Below are 23,825 nucleotides of genomic sequence, written 5' to 3'. Positions count from 1 at the left end.
GAGGAATTGTGACTTTCGGTCGCAGCCTCCGCCCGCTAGTTTCCTCTCATGTCATTTTGTCTGAGGGGACGTCCATGTCGCTGAAATCGTGTTTGCTGGCAGGCGTATTTGCTGCCTGTCTTCTTTCCACCACGGCATCGGCACAGGACGCGGCGACCGTCGCCGCCGCAGAGGCCCTGCGAGACAAGGCTCTTTCCGACAACATCGCATTCGACTTCACGCGCGAGATCACGACGCGCTTTGGCCCGCGCCCGGCAGGCTCCAAGTCCGAGCAGGATGCAGCCGCGTGGGCGGCGGACTGGATGCGCGCCAATGGCTTCCAGAATGTGCGGATTGAATCCTTCCCGCTGGTGGGGTGGGAACGGGGTGAGGAGAGCATCGAGATTGTCGGTGCCCACGCACAAAAGCTCATCGGTGGCGCACTGGGCCACTCTATCGCGACCCCCGCTGGCGGCATCGAGGCCGAGGTGGTGCGTGTCGAGAGCATTGAAGACATTCAGGCCGCGCCGGCGGGTTCGCTCAGCGGCAAGATCGTTTACGTCGATCCGGGCCAGATGGTCGCCGACCGCCAAGGATCGGGTTATGGACCGCGCTCGCGCATCCGCACGCAGGGGCCCAAGGCCGCTGCCGATCAGGGTGCCACGGCGTTTGTGATCCGCTCGGTGGGGTCAGATCACGACCGCATGCCGCACACGGGCACCACCGGATATCATGACGGCAAGGTGCCGCTGCCGTCCTTCTCGCTGGCGGCACCGGATGCCGACCAGTTGAACCGTCTGATCGAGATGGGCCAGCCTGTGCGTCTCAAGCTGTCATCGACGGCGCGGACCTATGAAACCCACAGCCAGAACGTCATCGGCGACATTACCGGCGCGACCCGCCCCGACGAGGTCATCGTGCTGGGCTCGCACCTCGACAGCTGGGACATCGGCACCGGCGCGTTCGATGATGCGGCGGGCGGTGGCATCACGATTGCAGCGGCCAAAATCATTGCCGAGGCTGGCCGTCCGGCGCGCACCATTCGTGTGATCCTGTACGGCTCGGAAGAGGTGAACCAGCCCGTCTCGCACGGCAATGGCGGCGGAGCCTATGTGCGCGGCATCGGCGAGGCTATCGAGAAGCACATTGTGGCGGGCGAGAGCGATCTTGGCGCGGACAATGTCTATGCCGTGGGTCTGCCTGTCGGCACTTTGAACAGCGACTTTGCAAAGATCGCCTATCGGGTGCTTGCCCCTCTGAATATCGAAGAGGGCGGCGAGGAGCGGTTTGGCGGTGCCGATGTCGGACCGTTGGCGCGCGGTGGCGTTCCGGTCTTTGGTCTGAAGCAGGATGCGACCCGCTATTTCGACCTGCACCATACGGCCAATGATACCCTGGATAAGATCGATCCCGCCCAACTTCGCCAGAATGTTGCGGCGTGGACGGCTCTTGTGAAGCTGATTGCAGATTCAGATGTAGACTTCCGGGCCATTGCTGCGGCACAGACGGGTTCTGCCCGCGAAGAGTGAATCGCGGAGGCAATCATCGTCGCGAGCGTGGCGAAACTGGTAGACGCAGCAGACTTAAAATCTGCCGACTTCGGTCTTGCGGGTTCGACCCCCGCCGCTCGCACCACGATGCATTGAAGCGTCACTACGACCGGAAATTACAGCCGCATCGTTCTCACGGTGCGGCTTTGTCGTGCATCCTTCACCGTCAGGGTTTATGCCGACCGGACTGCGATTGTGCCGATTACGGCTAAGGTTGAGTGAATGCTGTTTAAACGACTTCTTCTGTCCGCTGTCTCCGCCACTGTGGCGCTGGCTCCCATGGCCGCTACGGCGGCTCCGGTTGGTGCTGTGGTTGCGCAAGGCGCAAGCGACGAAGCAGAAGCGTATGCGGGGCCGCGTCTGGTCGTCACCGTCGTCGTCGACCAGTTGAGCGCCAACCTGTTCAACCAGTACCGCAGCCGCTTCACGGGCGGCTTCAAGCGCCTGATCGATGAAGGTCTGGTCCACGCCAACGGCTTCCAGACGCACGGCGTGACCGAGACCTGCCCCGGTCACTCGACCGTTCTGACGGGTATGCACCCCACCCACACCGGCATCGGCGTGAACTTCAGCGCCGATGACGCCACGGGCGAAGGCCGCTATTGCCTCGCATCCGAAGTGAATACGCTGGCGCACGGTCAAATCACCGACAACGGCAATGTCGGCACCGAGCTTCTGAAGGTCGACACGCTGGGCGACTGGCTGCAGGTGCAACGTCCGGACAGCCGAGTGTTCGCCGTGTCGGGCAAGGATCGCGGTGCCATGAACCTTGCAGGCCACAATGGTCGCGCCTTCTGGTTCACCAAAGGCTTTGGCCTGACCACCTTTGTGCGTCCAGGCGAAAGCGCCGAAGAGCGTCTGGCTCCGGTGGCACAGTACAACACCCGCTTCCCCGCCGCTGAACAGGGCCAGAACTGGAAGGCGAACAACGCCTACTGCCAGTCGCTGGCCGAGGACATCGAGGTCGTGGACGGCACGTTCAAGTCGGTCGTTCCGCCGCAGAACATCGGCTTTGACGGTTCTCCGACCCAGGACGAAGAAACCCTGAAGGCGGCAACCTATCTGCTGCAATCGCAACGTCTGGGTCAGGGCAAGGCCGTCGACATGCTGGGCGTGTCCCTGTCGGCTACCGACAAGATCGGCCACACCTACGGCACGCAAGGGCCCGAGATGTGCGAGCAACTGATGCGTCTGGATGCGGCGCTGGGCGACTTCCTGAGCGAGCTGGACAAGGTCGAGGGCGGGGTCGTTCTGGCCCTCACCGCAGACCATGGCGGTGCCGACATTATTGAACGCACCCACGCCCGCGGCTTCCCCTATGCCCACCGCGCCAGCTTTGCTGTGGTGGAGGAGGCCAACGCCGCCCTGCGCCAGCAGTTCAATCTTGACTTCGACCCGCTGCAACGGGGTTCGTCGGGCCTGCGCATCGTAGATACGCAGAAACGTGCTCTGGCTGAACCGCTGCGGAGCCAGATCGCCCGCGCGGCTGTTCCGATGCTGGACAGCAAGGGGGACTTTGCCATGGTCGTCTTCCGCGACGAGCTTCTTCAAGACCCTATCGTGGATACGATCCAGCCGGAAGAACTGACCGTGCGCGAGCGCATGCGTCTGTCGGCCGTGGATGGCGTCTCGGCCGATCTGATGACGGCGCTCAAGCCGGGTGTCGCGACGGGCGGTCGACTGGGTGGCAATATGTCGGCCCACGGACAGCCGTGGAACTATGACCGCAAGGTGCCGATCATTTTCTGGACCCCGCATGCTGCCGGTCAGGAACGCTTCATGCCGATCCGCACCATCGATATCGCCCCGACGCTGGCCAATATCATCGAGGTGGAAACGCCGAAGCTGGATGGTCGCTGCATCGATCTCAATCTGGGTGAAAGCCCGGTCTGTCCGGTCGAATAAGCGAAATCGACATAAACTCGTGTTTCTTGAAGCCGGGGGCGTCTTACGTCCCCGGCTTTTCATTGGCACAAAGGGGCAAAGGCCGCGTCAGATCGGCCAAGGCCCCCGGGCCGGATGAGGAAACAGATTGAATGAACCGCGCCCGTCGCAGCCGTATCGTCGCCACCTTGGGGCCTGCCAGTAACTCGCCCTCGATGGTCAGAGCCCTGGCCGAGGCAGGGGTCGACGTCTTCCGTTTGAACTTCAGCCATGGCAGTCATCAGGACCATGCTGCGGCGCTGAAGGCGGTGCGGGGGGCCGAAATGGCGGTGCAGCGACCGTTGGGTGTGCTTGCCGATCTACAGGGCCCTAAACTGCGGCTTGGAACCTTCACCGAGGGTACCATTGCGGTGGAGCGGGGGCACCGGATGCGGTTCGACCTTGATCCGACGCCCGGTGATGCGACGCGCGTGCAGATGCCGCATCCGGAAATTTTTGCGGCTTTGCGCGCCGGAATGGCGCTGCTGATCGATGATGGCCGTGTGCGCCTTCGTGTTTTGGAGGCCACGCCGCAGTGGGCCGATGTGGAGGTCGAGAGTGGCTCGGGCCTCTCCAACCGCAAGGGCGTGGCTGTGCCCGATGCGATCGTACCGGTGTCCGCCCTTACGCCGAAGGACCGGGACGACCTGAACTTCGCGCTGCGGATCGGCGTGGACTGGGTAGCTCTCAGTTTTGTGCAGAAGGCCGAGGACATGGCGGAGCTGCGCCGCATCGTGGGCGGACGCGCCGCCTGTCTGGCCAAGATCGAAAAGCCTCAGGCCCTGCAATCGCTCGATGCCATTCTGGACTATTGCGACGGTGTGATGGTGGCGCGCGGCGATCTGGGGGTGGAGATGCATCCCGAGGACGTTCCGGTGGCGCAGAAGCAGATTCTGCGTGCGGCGCGCCAGCGTGGCGTGCCCGCTATCGTGGCCACGCAGATGCTGGAGAGCATGACCTCGGCACCGGCACCGACCCGGGCCGAGGCGTCCGATGTGGCCAACGCCGTTTATGAAGGGGCTGACGCCCTGATGCTGTCTGCCGAGACGGCGGCGGGCATGTATCCCCTCGAAGCGGTGGGCATCATGAACCGCATCGCTGAGCGGGTCGAACGCGATCCGCTGTGGCCCGGCCTGATGGATGCCGAACACGCGGGCATGGAGATCGGGGACGTCGATGCCCTCGTCGCGGCTGCGCGCAAGGCGTCAGAAGCGGCTTCGTCGAGCTGTATCGTCACCTTCACCACCACGGGCAGTACCGCACGGCGTATGTCCCGGGAGCGGCCGTTGCAGCCGGTTCTGGCGTTGACGCCCAATCCGGACACGGCGCGTCGTCTCGCGCTGGTGTGGGGATTGGAGCCGCGTTTGGGGCGTCAGCCTGAATCGCTGGAAGGCCTGACGGACGATGCGGTCACCGCCGCCGTCGAATACGGGCTGGCGAAGGCAGGCGACCGTATCCTGATCCTTGCCGGCACGCCGTTCGGGGCACCGGGTGCGGCGAACCTGCTACGCCTCGCTCGCGCGCCGTCCGGACCTTCCGGCGGTTAAGAAACGCACGGAAGTCGGATGCTGAATAGGCGAACGGCCGCAATGCGAAGGGTATCGCTTTAGTTGGCTGCGCCCAATTGACCGCTAGGGGGTAGGACAGGCTACGATAGCGGCTATGAGTCGGTGTGTCGCATGATCAAATATATCGGCTCCAAACGTGCCCTTCTGGGGCAGGTGGGTATGGCTATTCAGGCCATTTTGCCGGATGGCGGTCGGGTTTGTGACCTGTTTTCCGGCTCTGCCCGCGTCGGGCATCACCTCAAGAAGATGGGCTATCAGGTCTGGTCGAACGACCACAACGCCTACGCCCATACGCTGGCCACCGCCTATGTTCAGGCCGACCGCGAACGCTGGCTGGCAAAGACAGAGACTGTTCTGGAGGAGCTTCGGCAGGTTACACCCGAAGCTGGATGGTTCACACGCAACTTCTGCGAGGAAGCCCGCTTCTTCCACCCCGAGAACGGGGCGCGCATCGACGCCATGCGCGAACGCATCGAGCGTATGGATCTGGAGCCGGAACTGAAGGCGGTCGTGCTGGTCGCCCTGATGGAAGCAGCGGACCGTGTGGATTCCACGGCCGGCCTGCAGATGGCCTATATGAAGCAGTGGGCGCCGCGCGCGCTAAAGCCTCTGCAGTTGAGATTGCCCGATATCCTGCCCGCAGTACCTTCGGGAACTTGTGTAGCGACCCACGCCGACGCCGTCGCCATTGCGCCCCAAATCGAAGCCGATCTGGTTTATCTGGACCCGCCGTACAACCAGCACTCCTACCTTGCGAACTATCACTGCTGGGAAAGCCTCGTGCTGTGGGACAAGCCGGAGACTTACGGCGTCGCCCGCAAGCGTGTGGATGTGCGTAGCCGCAAGAGCGACTTCAACTCCAAGCCCCGCATCAAAGCCGCCCTGGCTTCGGTGATCGACAACCTCCACGCCCCCAATCTCGTCATAAGTTTTAACGACGAGGGCTATCTGTCGCGCGAAGATATGGAGGCTCTATTGGGTCGTCGCGGTAATGTACAAGTGATCGAGATACCACGGCCTCGATATGTCGGTGCGCGCATAGGTATTCACAATCTAAAAGGCGAACGCGTCGGGGAAGTTGGAAGACTTCGGAATGTTGAGCGGCTGTTCATTTCTACGGCAAAGCCTATAGACTTAAGTCACATAACAACGTCTGGTTAATGGTTTTGCCACAGATAGAGCCAAAATAAGGCAGCTTTGCCGTTTGGAACATCATGGTTTTGCGGTCGTTACCCGCATATGTCCGTACCCGTTTCAAACTATACTGCAGTATCCGAGGCTCGCGCACAGCGCGCTGCCGAGGCGTATCGTGCGGCCGAGCGTTTAGGACGGCCCCACAGACAGGCAACCGAATGGCGCAGGCTCTGCAAAGCCGATCAGGCTCGCAGAGATTTCTATGGCTTTGCCGATCTGCTTGATCGCAAAGACGACGTGGAAGACGCCGAATTCGAACCATTGGATGACTTTGAAACCGCCGATCAGGAAATCCGCTCTGCCTATTTTATGGGTGCAATAGCGGTCGGCAGCGCCTGCCTCCTACTCGGCGGGCTGTTCATCCTCTAAAGCCGTCAACAAGACTTTGATCGGCGCATAGGACCTGCGGTGTACGGCGCAAGGACCATACAATCTCAATGCCTCGCGGTGTTGGGGTGACCCGTACCCCTTATGGCTGGCAAAGCCATAGCCAGCGTTTTCGGCATCCAGAGCGATCATCAGGTGATCGCGGGTGGTTTTGGCTAGAATGGACGCTGCGGCGATAGAGAGCGAAAGCCCGTCGCCCCCGACTGCAGTATCGACCTGACACGGCAGTTTGAACTTGTAGTTACCATCAATCAGAGCACCCGCAGGCGTGACAGCCAGAGCGGCGACCGCACGCTGCATCGCCAGTTCGGTGGCGCGCAGAATATTGATGCGGTCGATTTCTTCGACGCTGGCGTGACCGATCCCCCAAGCGATGGCCTTTTCCTTGATGACAGGCATCAGGGCTTCGCGACGCTTTTCTGTGAGCGCTTTGGAGTCGTTCAATCCGTGCGGGATGTCCAGCGGGTTGAGGATGACCGCCGCGGCGGTGACCGGACCGGCCCAGGGACCGCGGCCTGCCTCGTCGATACCGCACACCGGACCCCCGCAAATTGCCGACAGCCGGTTTTCCAGTTCCATCGTCAATGGAGCTTTGGTGGGCTTTACGCGGGCGCGCTGGGTCGAGGTCGTCATGGATTCTGCTATCGCATTGTCCGGTCGTCGATGGCTAGGTCCCAAGCGCTTCATTCGAAGTAAAATTCGGGGATCGTTCTGGTTGTAAGGAATGTAGCTTTTCTAAAGAATGGCGAGCGGCATACGTGTTCGGGATTTTAGTCCGTTTTGGTTGCGCAACCTTTACTATAACATGAGTCTCAAATAGTTGAGACACAGGTGACAACGGTGCAGCCCTGTGTCGCCGGGTGGTCGGGTAAGCTTGACTATTAATGCCTCGTTAATAAATCGCCTCGTATCGGTTCTCAGGGTCTGATGATCTCGTCGACCCATTTGTATTTATCTTTAGATTTTGTGATCGATTGAACATGCCCTTGCGGCGTGCCTCGGTGTTGTGGGTTGGTGGATGGCAGTCGGTGTACGTGACCGCGAGGGTATAGATGGCGACGCGCGCATCGCGCGTTCCGTCCTCGACACCACGTTGCTACCGGAAAAATCGCGCATCGGAGTGTGGCAGGAGACAGCCGCTTCGGTATGGGAAATCTCTGCCATCACCGACGCGACGTTTTACGCCAAGGTTGATGCCTATCACGCCGGCGACCTGATGTTCGGCAGCGTGACCAGCTGCGCACAAAAGACCCAGCGTAACGCAGCTCTGATCGCCTCTGACGGTCTCGACTACTTCCTGATGCAGTTCTACGTCGATGGCCAGCGCGTGGCGCGCACCCGACGGTCGGAGCAGGTGCTGTCGAACGGCGACATGCTCATGGTCGACATGAGCCAGCAGATCGAGACGGACTCGACTGCCTATCGCTCGGTGGACCTAGTGATGCCGCGCCGTGTGCTGGAGCCGCTTTTGCTGGACTCCGACGCCCATGCGGGGCAGCGGCTGGTGGCGGCAGACCCCCTGACGGCCCTTTTCCGCAAGCACCTGATGGCGCTGTACGAGGCGGCTCCGCATATGACCGAGGCGCAGGCTTTTTCAGTGCAGGGCGCGACTCTGGCACTGGCTGCCGCCGCCTTGAACGGCACGATCTCGCCTGAATATGCTTCCTCGGTTCGGGCAGCGGCGTGGCTGCCGGTACGCAAATACATCGAGCAGCACCTGTCCGACCTCTATTTGACGGCAGAACAGGTGGCGATGGCCTTTGGCATATCCCGCGCCACGATTTACCGGATGATGGAGCCGCGCGGCGGGTTCGTGAACTATCTGCGCCTGAGGCGATTGCATCGCTGCCGTGATGATCTAGTCGATCCCGGCCAGAGCCACCGGACGATTGCCGATATTGCCGCGCTGTGGGGGTTCAGCAATCCGTCGGCATTCAGCAGCGCCTTCAAGGCCTTGTTCGACATGTCGCCTCGCGATTTCCGCAACATTGCGAAGGGGAGGGCCCGACGATCAAGCGGCGCCGGATCCGAAAGCGACTGGAGTCGATGGTTGGCCGCGATGAGGTGACCGCCGGAAGGTTAACGGGCGAGAGCCTGAGACGTGCGGAACAGTCTATGAGACGTTCGGCAAAGTCTTTGAAATTAATATGAAACTATAAAGCGAGGGGCGTTGACCGTGTCCCCTCTGCGACTCTAGCAGCATCGCATGAAACTGTGCCGCCCCTGTGTCCGGGTGGCAGCGTCGCGTCGACTATTCCGGAAAACGGTGAGCGTCGCAGACTGCACTTTGGGGGAAGAGATGAAAATCACGTCGCGCGAGATGAACCGCATTGCAGCCATCGTCGACAAGGTCGTTGGTGAGCTGGATATCCATGCCGCAGACATGGAGCTGCGCCGGATCGTCCGCAGCGAGGCCGAGGCCGTTCGCGCGACACTGGGCGAGGCTTCGACCAAGGGTGCGGAGCGCCTGCGCGCCAGCCTTGATCGCCTGGTCGCCTTGATGGAAATGCCTGCGGCAGTCGAGGCCGAGCGCCCGCGCGGCCGCGACGTTCTCTTCTCGCTCAAGTCTCTGGCGCGGGCCTTTGCGGCGCTGACGGGTGGCGCGCTTCTGGCGCTGCCGGGGCTGGCTGCGGCGGCCGATGTGGGCGGTGCCATTGTACACCCGATTTCCAACGCCCAACTGACCATCACCGAAGTTGTGGCCATGGGTGTCGTCGCTATCGATGCGACGGGCACAGAATACTTCATCTTTAACGTCCCGACGGTGGGCACTTCGATAGCCGACCCGAACTCGGTTCCGGACGCTGACGGCAATCCCACCGGCACGACAACCGTCATCGGCTATAAGCTGATGGATGGCACCTCGGTTGACACCTATGTCCTCAACGCCAGCGGCGTTCCGGTCTATCGCGAGGCGGGCCAGCCCGATGTGCCGATCTACGAGATCGTCTACGGCACGCCTGCCAGCGGGACGGTCGGAAGCCCGGGCTATACCCCTCCTGTTGCCAGCGGTTCGCTTCAAACTGTGACGAGCCTGGCGGATGGCGGGATCGACGCCGTACGACCTGAAGACACCGCCGTGTCGGGCAGCGGTTCGGGCCGAATTACGGTCATCCAGCGCGGGTCGAACGGCAGTAACGGCCGTACGGGCGTCTTCTTTATCCCTGCATCGTCGGGCAGCGCCGGTAAGACCGGTCCTGCGGTCAATGTGACGCAGCAGGTCGATAACGCCATCACTGCAAACGGGGGTGCAGGGATCACCTACGCCAGCATCGGCGGTAACGGCGGCCATGGTGGCGGCTCCTACGTCAACCTGGCTGGCGGCGGTAAGTCGGGCGGGCAAGGCGGCTCGGGCGGCACCGTCAATGTCACGCTCAATGGTAACGGTAGCGTCACCACCAGCGGCAGCAATGCGCATGGCATCGTCATCCAGAGCCGTGCAGGCCGTGGTGGTAATGGCGGTGACAGCTGGGCGACGACCGGCAGTGCAGGCAATGGCGGCTCGTCAAACTCGGGCGGTTCGGTCACCGTCAACAACCGTCTGGACGTGACGACCACGGGGACGCGTTCCCACGGCATGCTGGTACAATCGCTGGGCGGCGGTGCGGGTGACAGCGGCTCGTCCTATGGCCTGTTCGGCGCGGGCGGCGACGCGGGCTGGGGCGGTCACGGCGGTTCGGTCAGTGTGACCAACGGCGGCAACATCGCAACTTGGGGGCAAGGCTCCTTCGGCATTCTGGCCCAGTCCATTGGCGGTCAGGGCGGCGATAGCGGTAACGTCGGTGGTCTGGCCGCGCTGGGTGGTCACGCCGGTTCGGGCGGTAACGGCGGCGCGGTCAGCGTTACCACGCTCGAGGGCTCCTATATCTATACGGACGGCAGCGGCTCGCACGGTATCGTGGCCCAGTCGATCGGCGGCGGTGGCGGTACGGGCGGCACGTCCGGCGGCCTTGTGGCCATGGGCTCACGCGGTGGCGTGGGCGGTAACGGCGGCTCGGTCCAAGTCTATCATAACGCAGACCTCGAGACGCATGGCGCTGGTGCCTACGGCATTCTTGCGCAGTCGATCGGTGGCGGCGGCGGTACCGCAGGTACGACGGCGGGGGCTGTGGCTCTAGGCGTCGGCGGCAATATCGGCGGTAGCGCTTCGAGCGTCACGGTCAATGTCGGTGCCAGCGGCACCATCCACACTTCCGGCCTGACCTCGGCAGGTATTGTGGCCCAGTCGATTGGCGGTGGCGGCGGTGACGGCAGCAGCAGCGGCGGTTTCGTGTCGCTGGGCGGCGGCGGTGGCAGCGCAGGCCATGCCAATCAGGTCACTGTCACCAATCAGGGCGAAATCATCACGGGCGGGGCCGGCGCAGATGCGATCATCGCCCAGTCCATCGGCGGTGGCGGTGGCCGCGGCGGGGCAACCGGTGGCTTTGTCGCTCTGGGCGGCAAGGGTTCGGCCGGTGGTAACGCAAGCACGGCTTCGGTCACCAATACTGGGACCATCAGGACGTCCGGCGACCTGTCGCGCGGTATGCTGGTACAATCGATCGGCGGCGGCGGCGGTGCGGCCGGTGCCGCAGGCGGCGTGTTCGCATCAGGCGGTACTGGCGGCGTCGGCGGTAGCAGCGTAGCCCGCATCGGCGCGACCAGCTCCGCTGAGTCCAGCGGTGCTGCAGTCGCTGCCACCAACTCCGGTAGCATCGTCACCAGCGGCAAGATGTCGACCGCCATTCAAGCGCAGTCGATTGGCGGGGGCGGCGGTGACGGCGCGAATGCCGGCGGCTTCTTCATGGCTATCGGCGGTAACGGTGCCAAGGGCGGCGCTGCCGGCGCTGTAACCGTGACCAACAGCGGCAGCCTGATTACGACGGGCGATGACTCGCACGGCATTCTTGCTCAGTCGATTGGCGGGGGCGGCGGTAACGGCGGCTCGACCGTCTCGGCGGCGATCCTGACCTCGGTTTCCATCGGCGGCGACGGCGCTGGCGGCGGCAAGGGCGGTGTTGTCACCATCAACCAAAGCAACAATCCCGATGCTGCCAGCGTCATCACCACGAACGGTGATCGCTCCTATGGCGTGCTGGCGCAGTCGATCGGCGGGGGCGGCGGTAACGGCGGTTATGCCATTTCGACGGCTATCGGTGCGGGTGCAGGCGTAGCGGTTGCCATCGGCGGCGACGGCGCTGGCGGCGGCAATGGCGATGCCGTGAACTATACCGGCTTTGCCCGCATCAACACCGGCACTTTTGACGGCGAGACGCGCGGCGGCTCCAACTCGACCGGTCTGCTGCTGCAGTCCATCGGCGGAGGCGGCGGGAACGGCGGCTTCACCATCGCCAATAGTGTCACGGGCCTTGTCGGCGCTGCGGTCTCGGTCGCCATCGGCGGCTCGGGTGACGCCGGCGGCGACGGCGGCAACATCACCATGCGCGATGCAGGTGGCTCGATCACGACGCGCGGCGATTTCGCCTCGGGTCTGGTCGCCCAATCGATTGGCGGCGGCGGAGGTAACGGCGGCTTTAGCATCGGCACAAGCGTGCTGGGTGGTCTCGGCGCGGCCGTGACGGCGACCATCGGCGGCGACGGTGCCAATGGCGGCCGTGGCGGCGTTGTGGATATCAACTACACCGGCAACATCTCCACCTTGGGGATGGGCGCGACGGGTGTCCTCCTCCAGTCTATTTCGGGCGGCGGCGGCAACGGTGGCTTCAGCATTGCAACCGGCGTTGGCGGCATTGCTGCACCGGCCATCACGGTCGGTCTGGGCGGCAGTGGTGGTCAGGGACAGGCCGGTAATAGTGTCATCGGTGTGATCGACGGCAACATCTCCACCTATGGCATTCTGTCCAATGGCTTCGTAGCCCAGTCCATCGGCGGCGGTGGCGGCAGCGGCGGCTATAACGTTTCCGGCTCGGTTTCCGGTGGCATCGGCGGTCTGGGCATTGCCGTGGGCATTGGCGGCACCGGCGGTGGCGGCGGTGCCGGTGGCATGGTGGACGCAAGCGTTCTAGGACAAATCTACACCCAAGGCATGCTGTCGACGGCCTTCATCGCGCAGTCGATTGGCGGCGGCGGCGGCAGCGGCGGCTACAACATCTCGGGTGCCGTTGCAGGCGGTCTGGGCAGTGGCGCAATCACCGTCGGTCTGGGCGGTGCTGGCGGCAGCGGCGGCGACGCCGGTGCAGTCACGGCCTATGTCGGTGACGATATTCTGACCGAAGGCATGATGTCCGACGGTCTGGTCGCACAGTCGATCGGCGGCGGCGGCGGTAACGGCGGCTTCAATGTCTCCGGTTCCATCGCGGGCGGTCTGGGTGCGGGATCGATCTCGGTTGGTCTGGGTGGTTCGGGCGGCTCGGCTGGCGATGCGGGCGCAGTGGTTGCGACCGCTGACGGCCAGATCGGCACCAAGGGCGATTACTCGAACGCCTATGTGGCCCAGTCCATCGGCGGCGGTGGCGGCGCGGGCGGCTTCAATGTGTCCGGCTCGATTGCGGCCGGTCTGGGTTCGGGCAGCATTTCTGTCGGTCTCGGCGGCGGCGGCGGTGGGGCCGGTAACGGCGGCACTGTGACCGCGACGGCCAACGACACCATCATCACCGAAGGACGTGGCTCGTTCGGTATGATCGTGCAGTCTATTGGCGGCGGCGGCGGTGCCGGTGCCTTCAACGTGTCGGGCGGTATCGGCGGCGCAGCGTTCGGCTCGGGTTCGATCAGCGTGGGTCTGGGCGGGTCGGGCGGCGGCGGCGGTAATGCCGCAGCGGTTATAGCCAAGGCCAAGTCCATCCAGACCAGCGGCGACAGCGCGACGGCCTTCCTCGCGCAATCGGTCGGTGGCTCTGGCGGTGCAGGCGGCATGAATGTCTCCGGTGCAATCTCGGGTTCTGGCATGGGCGCAGGCTCGATCAGCGTCGGCCTCGGCGGCTCGGGCGCGGGCGGTGGCGACGGCAGCACTGTGGATGCCGAGGTGATCGGCAATGTGCTGACGCTGGGCAACTATTCCGAAGCCGTGGTGGCGCAATCCATCGGTGGCGGCGGCGGTAACGGTGCCTTCAACGTGGCCTTCGACGCCAGCGGCGCGGGCATCGGTGCGGGCGGTCTGGCCTTTGGCATGGGCGGTTCAGGCGCAGGTGGCGGTCACGCGGCCCTGGTCGAACTGGATATCACCGGCAATGTGGAAACGCGTGGCAGCTATGCCAATGCTGTGGTCGCCCAGTCGGTCGGCGGCGGCGGCGGTGCCGGTGGCTTCAACGTATCGGGCGGCATAGCCGGTGCGGGCACCGGTTCGGGCACGATCTCGATTGGTCTGGGCGGCTCGGCCGGGTCGGGCGGTAATGCCGGTGACGTCAATGTCACCCTGGAAGGTCTGACGCGTACAGCGGGCACTGAATCACGCGCCATCATTGCCCAGTCGCTGGGCGGCGGCGGTGGTGCCGGCGGCTTTAACGTGGCCGGTAGCGTGACGGGTGCGGGCACGGGCTCGGGCTCGATCAACTTTGGTCTGGGCGGCAGCGGCGGGGCTGGCGGTAATGCGGGCGCGGTGAACTTGTCGGTCACGGGCGCGCAGATTACGTCCGGTCAGTACGCAGCCATCACTGCCGGTAAGGGCGCTGTGGCGATCACGGCCCAGTCGGTTGGCGGGGGTGGCGGCGCTGGCGGCTTTAACGTCGCGGGCGGTATTTCCGCGGCGGGCACCGGAGCGGGCAACATCTCGGTCGGCCTTGGCGGCACGGGCGGCGACGGCGGCAATGCCGGTGCAGTTCTGGCCGACATCATCGGCAGCATCGACACCTCGGGCGAAGATGCGACAGGCCTGCTGGCCCAGTCGGTCGGCGGCGGCGGCGGCTCGGGAGGCTTTAACGTCACGGGCAACATCACGGCAGCCACTCAAGGTGCGGGTAACATCGGCGTCGGTGTGGGCGGCATGGGCGGCGGCGGCGGTGACGCCGGTACGGTGACGGCCAACCTCGAAGGTGACGTCGTCACCCGCATGGCTGGTGCCAATGCTATTGTCGCCCAGTCGATTGGCGGTGGCGGCGGTTCTGGCGGCCTGAATGTCAGCGGCGGTATCGCGGCGTCCTCGCAGAGCGGCGGGACCGTAACCGTCGGCGTCGGCGGATTTGGCGGCGACGGCGGTGATGCCTCGGACGTCAGCGGCCTGGTGCGCGGTGATATCGGTACCCAGATGGCCAACAGCGCAGGCCTGACCTATCAGTCCATCGGCGGCGGTGGCGGCTCGGGCGGTATGAACGTCTCGGGCAGCATCGCAGCGGGTCTGCAAGGCGCGGGGGCCATCTCGGTCGGCGTCGGCGGCTTTGGCGGCGCAGGCGGCGATGCGGGCAATGCATCGGTTGATTACGCAGGCGATATCTACACGCAGGGTCGCGGCTCCTACGCGGCATTGGTCCAGTCGATTGGCGGCGGCGGCGGTTCGGGCGGCATGAACGTCTCGGGCGTTATCGCCGGTTCGCAACAGACCGCAGGCGCGCTGGGCTTCGGTCTGGGCGGCTTCGGTGGAACTGGCGGTAACGCAGGTGACGTGCTGGGCACGTTAACCGGCAATGTCACGACGATGGGCGATGGCGCATGGGGCACCATGTTGCAGTCGGTCGGCGGTTCGGGTGGCTCGGGTGGCCTGAATGTCACCGGCTCCGTCGCTCTGACGGCAGGCTCGACCGGCGCATCCATCGGTCTGGGCGTCGGCGGCTTCGGCGGCGGCGGCGGCGATGCGGGTCGCGTCGAGGGCACGGTCACCGGAACCTATTACACCAAGGGCAAGGACGCCTTCGGTGCGGTGGCACAGTCCATCGGCGGCGGTGGCGGTGCAGGCGGTATCAATGTCACCGGTGCATTGTCCTTCAGCCAGGGCAACAGCGTCTCGGTCGGCATGGGTCTGGGCGGCTTTGGCGGCGCAGGCGGCTCGGCATCGGACGTGGACTTCACCCGCTTGGGTGACACCCAGACCATGGGCGAAAATGCCGACGGCGTGCTGATGCAATCGGTCGGTGGTTCCGGCGGTGCAGGAGCCATCAATGTCACCGGAGGCATGTCGTTCACCAACGGCAGCACGGCCACGGCCATCACCATCGGCGTCGGCGGCTTCGGCGGCGGCGGCGGTAACGCAGGCGATGTCACGGGCAATGTTCAGGGCAATGTCTGGGCCTCGGGTGCCGCAACAGATTTCGTCGAAACCTTTGTCAATGAAGAGGGCGAGACCACACAGCTGCGTCGTCGCGACAACGGTTCAAACGGCGTCGTCGCCCAGTCCATCGGCGGTGGCGGCGGCAATGGCGGCCTCAATGTTTCGGGGGGCATCGCCTTTGCGCCTCCGCAATCGGCAGATACGCGCACCGCGACCCTCGGTCTGGGGGGCTTTGGTGGTGCCGGCGGTGACGCAGGCCGTGTCGATCTGACGGTCGGTTCGGCGACGAATGCGGAGCGGATTCAGGTTCAGGCCAATGGTGACAACCGTTCGGCTGTTATGGCCCAGTCCATCGGTGGCGGCGGCGGTAACGGCGGCATTAACGTCGCTGGCGGTATCACCCTAGACGGACAACTCACGCTGGGTATGGGCGGCTTTGGCGGCGACGGCGGCATCGGCTCGACGGTCGATCTGGCCGTGGATGCCAACCTGTTCGCAGCAGGAAGTCTGGCCCGCGGTCTGCTGGCCCAATCGATTGGCGGTGGCGGCGGTGCCGGTGCCATCAATGTGGCCGGGGGCTTCCAGGCCGACCAATATACCTCCGAGCCGTCAGTGGTCTTCGGCATTGGTGGTTTTGGCGGTGCGGGCGGTCGCTCGGACGATGTCACGGTTCTCCATTCGGGTAACATCGTGGTCGAGGGCAAGGACACGGTCGGCGCTCTGGTCCAGTCCATCGCGGGCGGTGGCGGCTCGGGCGGCCTGAACGTCTCGGCGGCGGCCTCTATCGGCGACAAGAACTCGTTCGCAGTGTCTGCCGGCATCGGTGGCATGGGCGGCACGGGCGATGACGCCGGTGACGTGAACTTCACCAGCGTCGGCAACATCCTCGTCAATTCCAAGGTGGTCTCCACCATCGATGGCGGCACCGAGTTTGCCAGCACCGACTTCACCGGTGGTGGCGCAGGTGTGCTCGCCCAGTCGATTGGCGGCGGCGGCGGTAGCGGCGGCATCAATGTCGCGGGTGCGATCTCGCGTGCAGGCTCGCCCATCGCGCTGGGCATGGGCGGTTCGGGCGGTTCGGGCGGCAACGCCGGTTCCGTAACGGTCACCCGCGGCTGGACCGAGGTAGGCGGTGTTCAAACTGCTGCCCCGGGCCTTATCCGCACCTTCGGCGAAGGCACCAGCGGTGTGGTCGCCCAGTCGATTGGCGGCGGCGGCGGCGACGCAGCCTATAACCTTGCGCTCGGCCTCAAGCCTACCGGCTCCGGCCAGCAGGGCAGCGAAGTCGGCATCCTTATGGCCATTGGTGGCTCGGGTGCAGGCGCAGGCTCGGGCGACGTCGTGGATGTCCGTCACAACGGCAACATCGTCACCCAAGGCAATCTGGCCAAGGGCATTGTCGCCCAGTCGATTGGCGGCGGTGGCGGTAACGCCACCTATAACGTCGCGGCAGGCCTGTTCCGTGATGCACGTGCTTCCATGACGGTTGCGCTGGGCGGTGGCACGGGGGCTGCCGGTCGCGGCGAGGCTGTCAGCGTCGAGCACATCGGCGACATCATCACCCAGGGGCGCGGTGCCACCGGTATTCTGGCCCAGTCCATCGGCGGTGGCGGTGGCAGCACCGGCAACGACATCTCGATGGCCGAAGGTGCCTCGGCTTCTGTCGACATCAGCATCGGCCGCAAGGGTGGTTCCGGTGGTGAGGGCGGTACTGTCGACGTTGACGCCGAAGGCCGTATTTACACGCTGGGCGACAATGCCGACGGCATTCTGGTCCAGTCGATTGGCGGCGGCGGTGGCGCGTCCAGCAACCACGAAATCGGCTTCGGCTATGAAACCGAGGACGAGCAGTCCTACGGCGGCTCGCTGGCAGTCGGTATCGAAGGTGGTCTGGGCGCAACCGCGGACGACGTCAGCGTCCGCTTTGCCGGTGAACTGGTCACCACGGGTCGTGAAGCCCGCGGTATCTTTGCCCAGTCGATCGGCGGCGGCGGCGGCGCGGCGGGTGAACTGTCCACCGGCCTGTCGGGTACGTCGGTAGCTGTGGCTATCGGTGCAACCGGCGGTCAGGGCGCACTGTCCGGCGACGTGAGCGCTTTCAACACGGGGGTCATCCAGACGGCGGGTGCCTATTCCGACGGTATCCTCGCACAGGCTATCGGCGGCGGTGGCGGCGCTGGCAGCAGCGTCCAGATCTCCAACAAAGCCATCAAGCCGCCCGCGAACGCCAGCCTGGCAACGGCATCTCTGGCCGTTGGCGGCAACGGCGGCGATGGCGCGCTGGGCGGTGACGTTCTGGTCGATAACGCAGGCCGTATCCTGACCTCGGGGGCCAATGCCTATGGCGTGCGCGCCCAGTCGATCGGCGGCGGCGGCGGTGTCGCGGGCAATGTCCTCAACTATACCTTGCAGGGTATGGCTGACAGCCAGTCCATCGAGCTGAACGTCGGCGGTTCGGGCGGCGTCGGTGCCGCTTCGGGCGATGTGGATGTGACCAACACGGGTCTGATCTACACCCGCGGCGCAGACGCCATCGGCGTTAGCGCCAACGCCATTGGCGGCGGCGGCGGTGACGCAGGGTCGGTCGTGTCGATTGCGGCCACCTTTGCGCCGGGTAACAGCAACAACCGCGTGGTCGCCAACATCGGCGGCTCGGGCGGTGAAGGCGGCGTGGGCGGTGATGTCACCGTGACTAACCGCGCTGTGTCGGGCGAGGAGTTCAGCGGGACCATCCTGACCGAAGGCGCACGCGCATACGGCATCCTCGCCCAATCGATCGGCGGCGGCGGCGGTAACGGTGCCACTGTGGTCAATATCCAGGCCGGTCTGAGCGGTAACGGCAGCTTCGGCGCAGGTCTCAGCCTTGGCGGTCGTGGTGGTGAAGGCGGCTATGCCGGCAGCGTCACTGTCGACAACTCGGGCCTGATCGGAACGCGTGGCGATGGCGCGCACGGTATCGTGGCCCAGTCGATTGGCGGCGGCGGCGGTAATGCCAACTTCGGCATTTCGGCAGGCACCGACCTCGACGCCATGGCGATCAACAATACGCTGGCGTTCGCGCTGGGCCTGACAGGTGGCGGGGTCGGTGGTGCGGGCGGCAACGTCATCGTGAACCACACCGGCGACATCACGGTGCTGGGCGAGAACTCGGTGGCCATCAAGGCCGAGAGTATCAACGGCGGCGGCGGCACGCTGGCGCTGGATCTGGACGGCATTGTCGGCTTTATCGACGAGAAGCTCGGGAACGATCCTCTGGCTCCGGCACCGCTGGATCCGGCGGCGCTGGTTCAGATGGGCGCGGACGGCGCGTCGGGCATGAACGCCAACCGCGTAGATGTGACCACCACGGGCAGCTTCCAGATGGCGGGTGCGGGTGCCATTGGCGACCTGACCCAATCGATTGCCGGTGGCGGCGGTACGGTCGACCTCAAGGCCCGCGTCGCATCGGCTGCTCTGCAGGCGGGCGCGGTACCGGTCGAGTTCACCGTGGCTCTCGGTGGCCAGAATGGTTCGTCCAACTCTGCGGGTGACATCCTGACCGCGCACAGCGGCAACCTGACGGCAACGGGTGACATGGCCACGGCCATTCTGACCCAGGCCATCGGCGGCGGCGGCGGCGTAGCGCGCGTCAACCTTTCGGCGGATGCAGGCGGCCTTATCGGCCAATCGCAGATGCAACTGGGTGCGTCCCTGTCGCTGAACGAGCGGGGCGGCGCAATCAGCCGCACCCAGACCGGCGATGTCCTTACGGGCGGAGCTTTCGGTATCGGCACCCTGCTGCAATCCATCGGCGGTGGCGGCGGCTCGCTGACCGCTTCGTTCGATGGTGCGAATACTGGCAGCGCAATCCTGCTGGGTGCGACGAACGCAACGGGAGCGAGCGGCAACGACGTCACCGGCCTGTTCAACGGCGGCACGCAGACCTTCGGCAACCACGCTGTCGGTCTGGTGCTGCAGTCGATTGGCGGCGGCGGCGGTACTGTCCGCGTTCAGGGCCAGTCTGCGGCTGATGTCGTGCTGGGCGGGCACTCGGGCACGTACGGCGATGCGGGTGGTGTCTCGCTGACGCATGGCGGCGGCGTTTATACTTCGGGCATCTTTGCCCACGGTCTGGTGCTGCAATCCATCGGTGGTGGCGGTGGTGCCGTCTTCGGTGATCTGGCGGGCGGTATGCTCGATCTGTCGGCCGATAACGGCGGCAACGGTCAGTCGATCTTCCTGCGCCAGAACGATGTCGTGGTGACCTCGGGCGACAATGCCTATGGCGCGATTGCCCAGTCTCTGGGCGGCGGCGGCGGTTGGGTCGATGGACTGTTCGCTGGCTCGGCCAATGGTGCCGGTGCGGGTGGACAGATCGACCTGGCGTTCGGCAACGCCGTCTATGCGGTGGGCCAGAACAGTGTCGCGGTCTTCGCCCAGAGCGCAGGTTCGGATGGCGCAGGCAATATCAGCATAAACCTGGACGGCGCAGTGCGCGGCGGTTCGGGCAATGGTGCCGGTATCCAACTGGAAGGTGGTCTGAACAACCAGATCGTCACTGCGACCAGCCTCTCGGCCATTTCCGGCTGGGCGATCCGCGCAAGCGGTGGCAACGATACCGTCGTCAACAACGGTATGGTAGCCGGTAACATCGATCTGGGCGGCGGTGACAACCGCTTCCTGAACGGCGTCGATGGCAGCTTCCTCGCCTTCAACACCATCCGCCTGCGTGACAGCGGCATCTCGACCCTGTCGGCCCGCTCGATGTCGCCTTCGGCGGTGGCGGTACCGGCCGGCGCAGCGACCTTCACGAACGAGGGCGTGTTGCGACTGGGTCTGGAAGCCTCGTCTTGGCCGGTTGATCTGGCTGCGGGTGAAACCTTCGGCGACTACGACGACCTGCTGCCGGCGGTCGAGAACCTGTATCTCGGGGCGCGTGCGATCACGACGGTCGAACTGGACGGAAACTTCGTCCAGACGGCGACGGGTCGTACCCTGTTTGACGTGGCCTTTGGCAGCTATGCCTCGGACCAGGTCAAGGTTTCCGGTGATGCGGTGGTCAACGGCACGGTGGATATCAACCTTGTCTGGCTAGAAGACCTGAAGCCGATCACCTTGTTCGACGTGGCGGGCGAGAGCTTTGTGAACGCCGCAAACCCGCAACGCACGCTGGCGCTCAACTTCGCGCTCAAGGCCAGCGACGAGGGTATCCAGTTGTTGGTGGACAGCGACTTTGGCCAGTCCTTCCTGCGTCCGAACGAGGTCCGCCTTGGCGGTCACATGGATTCGGCTCTGGAGACCGGCGGCGCTACCGGTATCGGTCGTCTGATGTCGGCTCTGGGCAATATGGTGGCCGGTCAGGAAGACCTGTACCAGTCCATCTTCGCCGAGCTGAACCCCGAGGGCCACGTCGCCTCCATGCAGACCCAGTATTACGGGGCAACCAGCTTCGCCAACCAGCTGTTCGGTTGCGATGTTGCTGCGTCGGCGAACGAGCGCTGCGTCTGGGGCAAGGGTTCCACCACGGCCTTCGATCAGGAGGCCACGGGCGAGTACTGGGGCGCGACCAGCCGTGTGTTCAACGCACGCTTTGGTATGCAGCAACAGTTGAACAGCGACTGGGCTGTGGCACTGGCGGGCGGCTATAACAGCCTCGCACGCCAGCAGATCAGCAATGGCCGAATGAGCACTCAAGGCGACGGCTTTGACGTCGGCATCGGCGCGGCGCGTCGCTGGGCCAAGGGCACCGAGCTGCAGCTCAACGCCTCGGCGGGCTGGCAATGGCTGGAAAGCCAGCGCTACGGCTATGTGTTCGATGTCATGACTGCCAAGTCGGAAGGCCAGAACGGCTATGCCCAACTGGGTGCCGAACTGGGTCACACCATCCGTGCGGGCGACTTCTTCTTCCGTCCGGCGCTGAATGCACAGGCCACGGCCCTGCACACCGGCGCATATAAGGAAGAAGGCTGGGATGGTCTGGGCGCACGCGTGGTGTCCGATACCCAGTGGATCGGTGCCATCGAGCCCAAGATCACCTCGGGCTGGACCTTCGATCCGGCCAGCGGCGTGCGTGCCGATCTCGCGATTACGGCAGGTCGCGTGCATCGCTCCGAGGATGGCATCTACCTGCCGATCCAGCTTATCGGCTCCAAGACGGCGTCTGATCCGGCTCTGATCACGACGCCGCTGGACCGCAGCGCTTGGAAGCTGGGCTTTGAGGCCAAGGTTGTCACCGACGCCGGCGTCTCCTTCCAGGCGGGCTACGACGGCCAGCTGGGCGACAAGGCCAATGTCCACACCGGATCTGTCAGCGTTCGCTGGCAGTTCTGATCCCGTCACGGCGGTAAAAAAAGAGGACGGGTCCCTGACGGGGCCCGTCGTTTTTTTATCAGGCGGCTTCCTGATTGGCCTGTGCGTCGGCCAGTCCGGTCAGATCGGTATCGGTCTGGCTTTCTTCCTGAAGCGTTTCGTCCAGAAGCTTGGCTGCATCGTCCATACCCAGAACCTGTGCCCAGCGTTTGAGGGTGCCATAGCGGGTGATCTCGTAGTGCTCGACGGCCTGGGCCGAAGCGATCAGACCTGCATCCAGAGCGGAGGTATCCTTGTAGGTCTCCATGATCTCTTCGCCCTCGGCGATGATGCCTTCGATGGCGTCGCAGGTCTTGCCGCGGGCTGCCTTGCCGATGATCTCGAATACCTGCTGCAGTCGCTCGATCTGGCCTTCGGTTTGCGTCTCGTGCTTTTCAAAAGCAGCCTTGAGCTCGGGAGACTGTGCAGCGCGAGCCATTTTAGGAAGCGATTTCAGGATTTTGCGCTCGGCATAATAGATATCGCGCAGGGTATCATAGAACAGATCGTTCAGCGTTTTGTCAGCCATAACAGCTCTCCTGAAGAGGATGGACGGGTGTGCTGAAAATGGTGATTTGTCCGGCGCTGTTCCTCATGTCCAACATCGGTCTTTGATCGACATCATCTGTGTTCGGATGGCGACTTACGGCAACGACGTCGTGTGAAATCCTGTTTCTCTGTGGAAGCACGGAGGATTTTCAAATGCGCAAACTTTTAATTCTGACCGGTCTCGTCGCGTCTAGTGCACTACTGGTGGCTTGCTCGAACGATGACGGTCGCAATGCAGTGGATCAAACTCAGGACAAGGTGGCTGAAGGCGTAGGCCAGGTCTCCGCCAGCGCCTGGGGTTCCAACAATCCCGAAACCTATGCCATGAGCGCCTCGATGGGCGATATGTACGAGATCCGCTCGGCCGATCTGGCCCTGCAGCATTCGTCCAATGATAAGGTCAAAGAGCTGGCTCGCATGATCAAGGCTGATCACACGGCCGCGTCCGAGCAGCTTAAAACCGCTGTCGGCAGCGCCGGTGTGAGGGTGGCCACGGCCAATGAACTGGACGAGCGCCGAAAGGGCATGCTGGACAATCTAGCCGGTGCCGATAAGGCCGGTTTCGACAAGGCCTATCTTGAACAGCAGGTGGCAGCCCACGAAGAAGCACTGACCCTGCATCGCGGCTTCACCGAGAACACCGATGCGCCTGAACTGCGCGAGCATGCGCGCACCGTGATCCCCAAGATCGAAGCCCACCTGAAGACCGCACGCGAACTGCTGGCGAACGTGCAATCGACCAACTGATTTAACCGCCAACAACAAGGGGCGCTGTGATCGATCACAGCGCCCCTTTTTTGTTACTTCTTCTTGAAAGTGTCGCCGATTTCCGTGGCGTCAGGGCCGTCGGGTCCGGCGCGCTTGCGGGATTTTTCGTGGGCCTTTTGCGCTCCCTTATCGGGGGCGTCAGGCGTGGATTTGGTGACGGGTACAGCGCCGTTTTCGGTGCGGCCTTTGGTTTGATCGGTCATGGCATACCTTTCTGTGTTTGCCCTTGGGCGGCGGGGGAGTTCTGAACGTCTTCCGACTGGTTCCTGAAGAAGCCCGTTGCCGCGACCGCGACGTACAGCAGGAGAAATAGCGAGATCAGGATTAGCAGGAAGCGCATGAGGGACCCTCGCCTTTTCAAAACGGGAGGCTTGTCCTCGTGCGGGGAGTGCGAAGGCATGGTGCCCTCCTTGATGGGGGTGAGGCACTGACGAAGCTGTCCCG

Annotated in this window: 11 protein-coding genes and 1 tRNA gene; 9 read left to right on the top strand and 3 right to left on the bottom strand. The window is 64.0% G+C overall.

The features are described 5' to 3' along the window. Positions 1-74: 74 nt before the first annotated feature. The 6 genes from OB03_RS07585 to OB03_RS07560 all read left to right on the top strand — a co-directional run bounded on the left by OB03_RS07585 (position 75) and on the right by OB03_RS07560 (position 6,583). Positions 75-1,508 carry a M28 family peptidase gene (locus OB03_RS07585; RefSeq protein ID WP_461343719.1) on the top strand — a complete coding sequence of 478 codons (1,434 nt, stop codon included), beginning with the start codon at positions 75-77 and terminating at the stop codon, positions 1,506-1,508. A 21-nt stretch (positions 1,509-1,529) separates the two neighbouring features. Next, a tRNA-Leu gene (locus tag OB03_RS07580) sits at positions 1,530-1,614 on the top strand. A gap of 137 nt (positions 1,615-1,751) precedes the next feature. Continuing rightward, positions 1,752-3,434 (top strand): alkaline phosphatase family protein, encoded by a 1,683-nt coding sequence (locus OB03_RS07575; RefSeq protein WP_461343718.1) that lies wholly within the window; start codon positions 1,752-1,754, stop codon positions 3,432-3,434. Between the two features lie 131 nt (positions 3,435-3,565). Continuing rightward, entirely contained in the window at positions 3,566-4,999 is a 1,434-nt protein-coding gene (gene pyk, locus OB03_RS07570; protein ID WP_461343717.1) for a pyruvate kinase, read from the top strand. A 132-nt stretch (positions 5,000-5,131) separates the two neighbouring features. After that, the gene (locus OB03_RS07565) at positions 5,132-6,181 is read left to right on the top strand and encodes a DNA adenine methylase (RefSeq protein WP_461343716.1); all 1,050 of its coding nucleotides are present in this window, start codon (positions 5,132-5,134) and stop codon (positions 6,179-6,181) included. Between the two features lie 78 nt (positions 6,182-6,259). Then, a complete protein-coding gene (locus tag OB03_RS07560) occupies positions 6,260-6,583 on the top strand; it encodes a hypothetical protein (protein ID WP_242914751.1) in 324 nt (107 codons plus the stop codon). Here OB03_RS07560 and OB03_RS07555 read toward each other — a convergent pair. Then, on the bottom strand, positions 6,557-7,180 hold the full coding sequence (locus OB03_RS07555) for a ribonuclease HII (RefSeq protein WP_461343729.1): 624 nt from the start codon (positions 7,178-7,180) through the stop codon (positions 6,557-6,559). The genes OB03_RS07560 and OB03_RS07555 overlap by 27 nt on opposite strands. Before the next feature lie 439 nt (positions 7,181-7,619). Between OB03_RS07555 and OB03_RS07550 the strand changes: the two genes are divergently transcribed. Next, the gene (locus OB03_RS07550) at positions 7,620-8,669 is read left to right on the top strand and encodes a helix-turn-helix domain-containing protein (protein ID WP_242914753.1); all 1,050 of its coding nucleotides are present in this window, start codon (positions 7,620-7,622) and stop codon (positions 8,667-8,669) included. Between the two features lie 231 nt (positions 8,670-8,900). Further along, positions 8,901-22,046: a hypothetical protein gene (locus tag OB03_RS07545; RefSeq protein ID WP_461343715.1), complete on the top strand. Its 13,146-nt coding sequence runs from the start codon at positions 8,901-8,903 to the stop codon at positions 22,044-22,046. A gap of 58 nt (positions 22,047-22,104) precedes the next feature. On the opposite strand, the gene OB03_RS07540 is transcribed toward OB03_RS07545, so the two are convergent. Then, positions 22,105-22,593 (bottom strand): YciE/YciF ferroxidase family protein, encoded by a 489-nt coding sequence (locus tag OB03_RS07540; RefSeq protein ID WP_242914757.1) that lies wholly within the window; start codon positions 22,591-22,593, stop codon positions 22,105-22,107. A gap of 173 nt (positions 22,594-22,766) precedes the next feature. Here OB03_RS07540 and OB03_RS07535 point away from each other — a divergent pair, with 173 nt between their 5' ends. Further along, positions 22,767-23,360, top strand: a complete 594-nt coding sequence (locus tag OB03_RS07535) for a DUF4142 domain-containing protein (protein WP_461343714.1) — start codon at positions 22,767-22,769, stop codon at positions 23,358-23,360. A gap of 53 nt (positions 23,361-23,413) precedes the next feature. Here OB03_RS07535 and OB03_RS07530 read toward each other — a convergent pair whose 3' ends face one another. Beyond that, a complete protein-coding gene (locus OB03_RS07530) occupies positions 23,414-23,584 on the bottom strand; it encodes a hypothetical protein (RefSeq protein ID WP_461343713.1) in 171 nt (56 codons plus the stop codon). Positions 23,585-23,825: the final 241 nt, after the last annotated feature.

Source organism: Brevundimonas sp. GN22 (assembly GCF_054824005.1).
The sequence above is the reverse complement of the archived record's forward strand: the minus strand, read 5'-3'. Positions and strand labels throughout refer to the sequence as shown.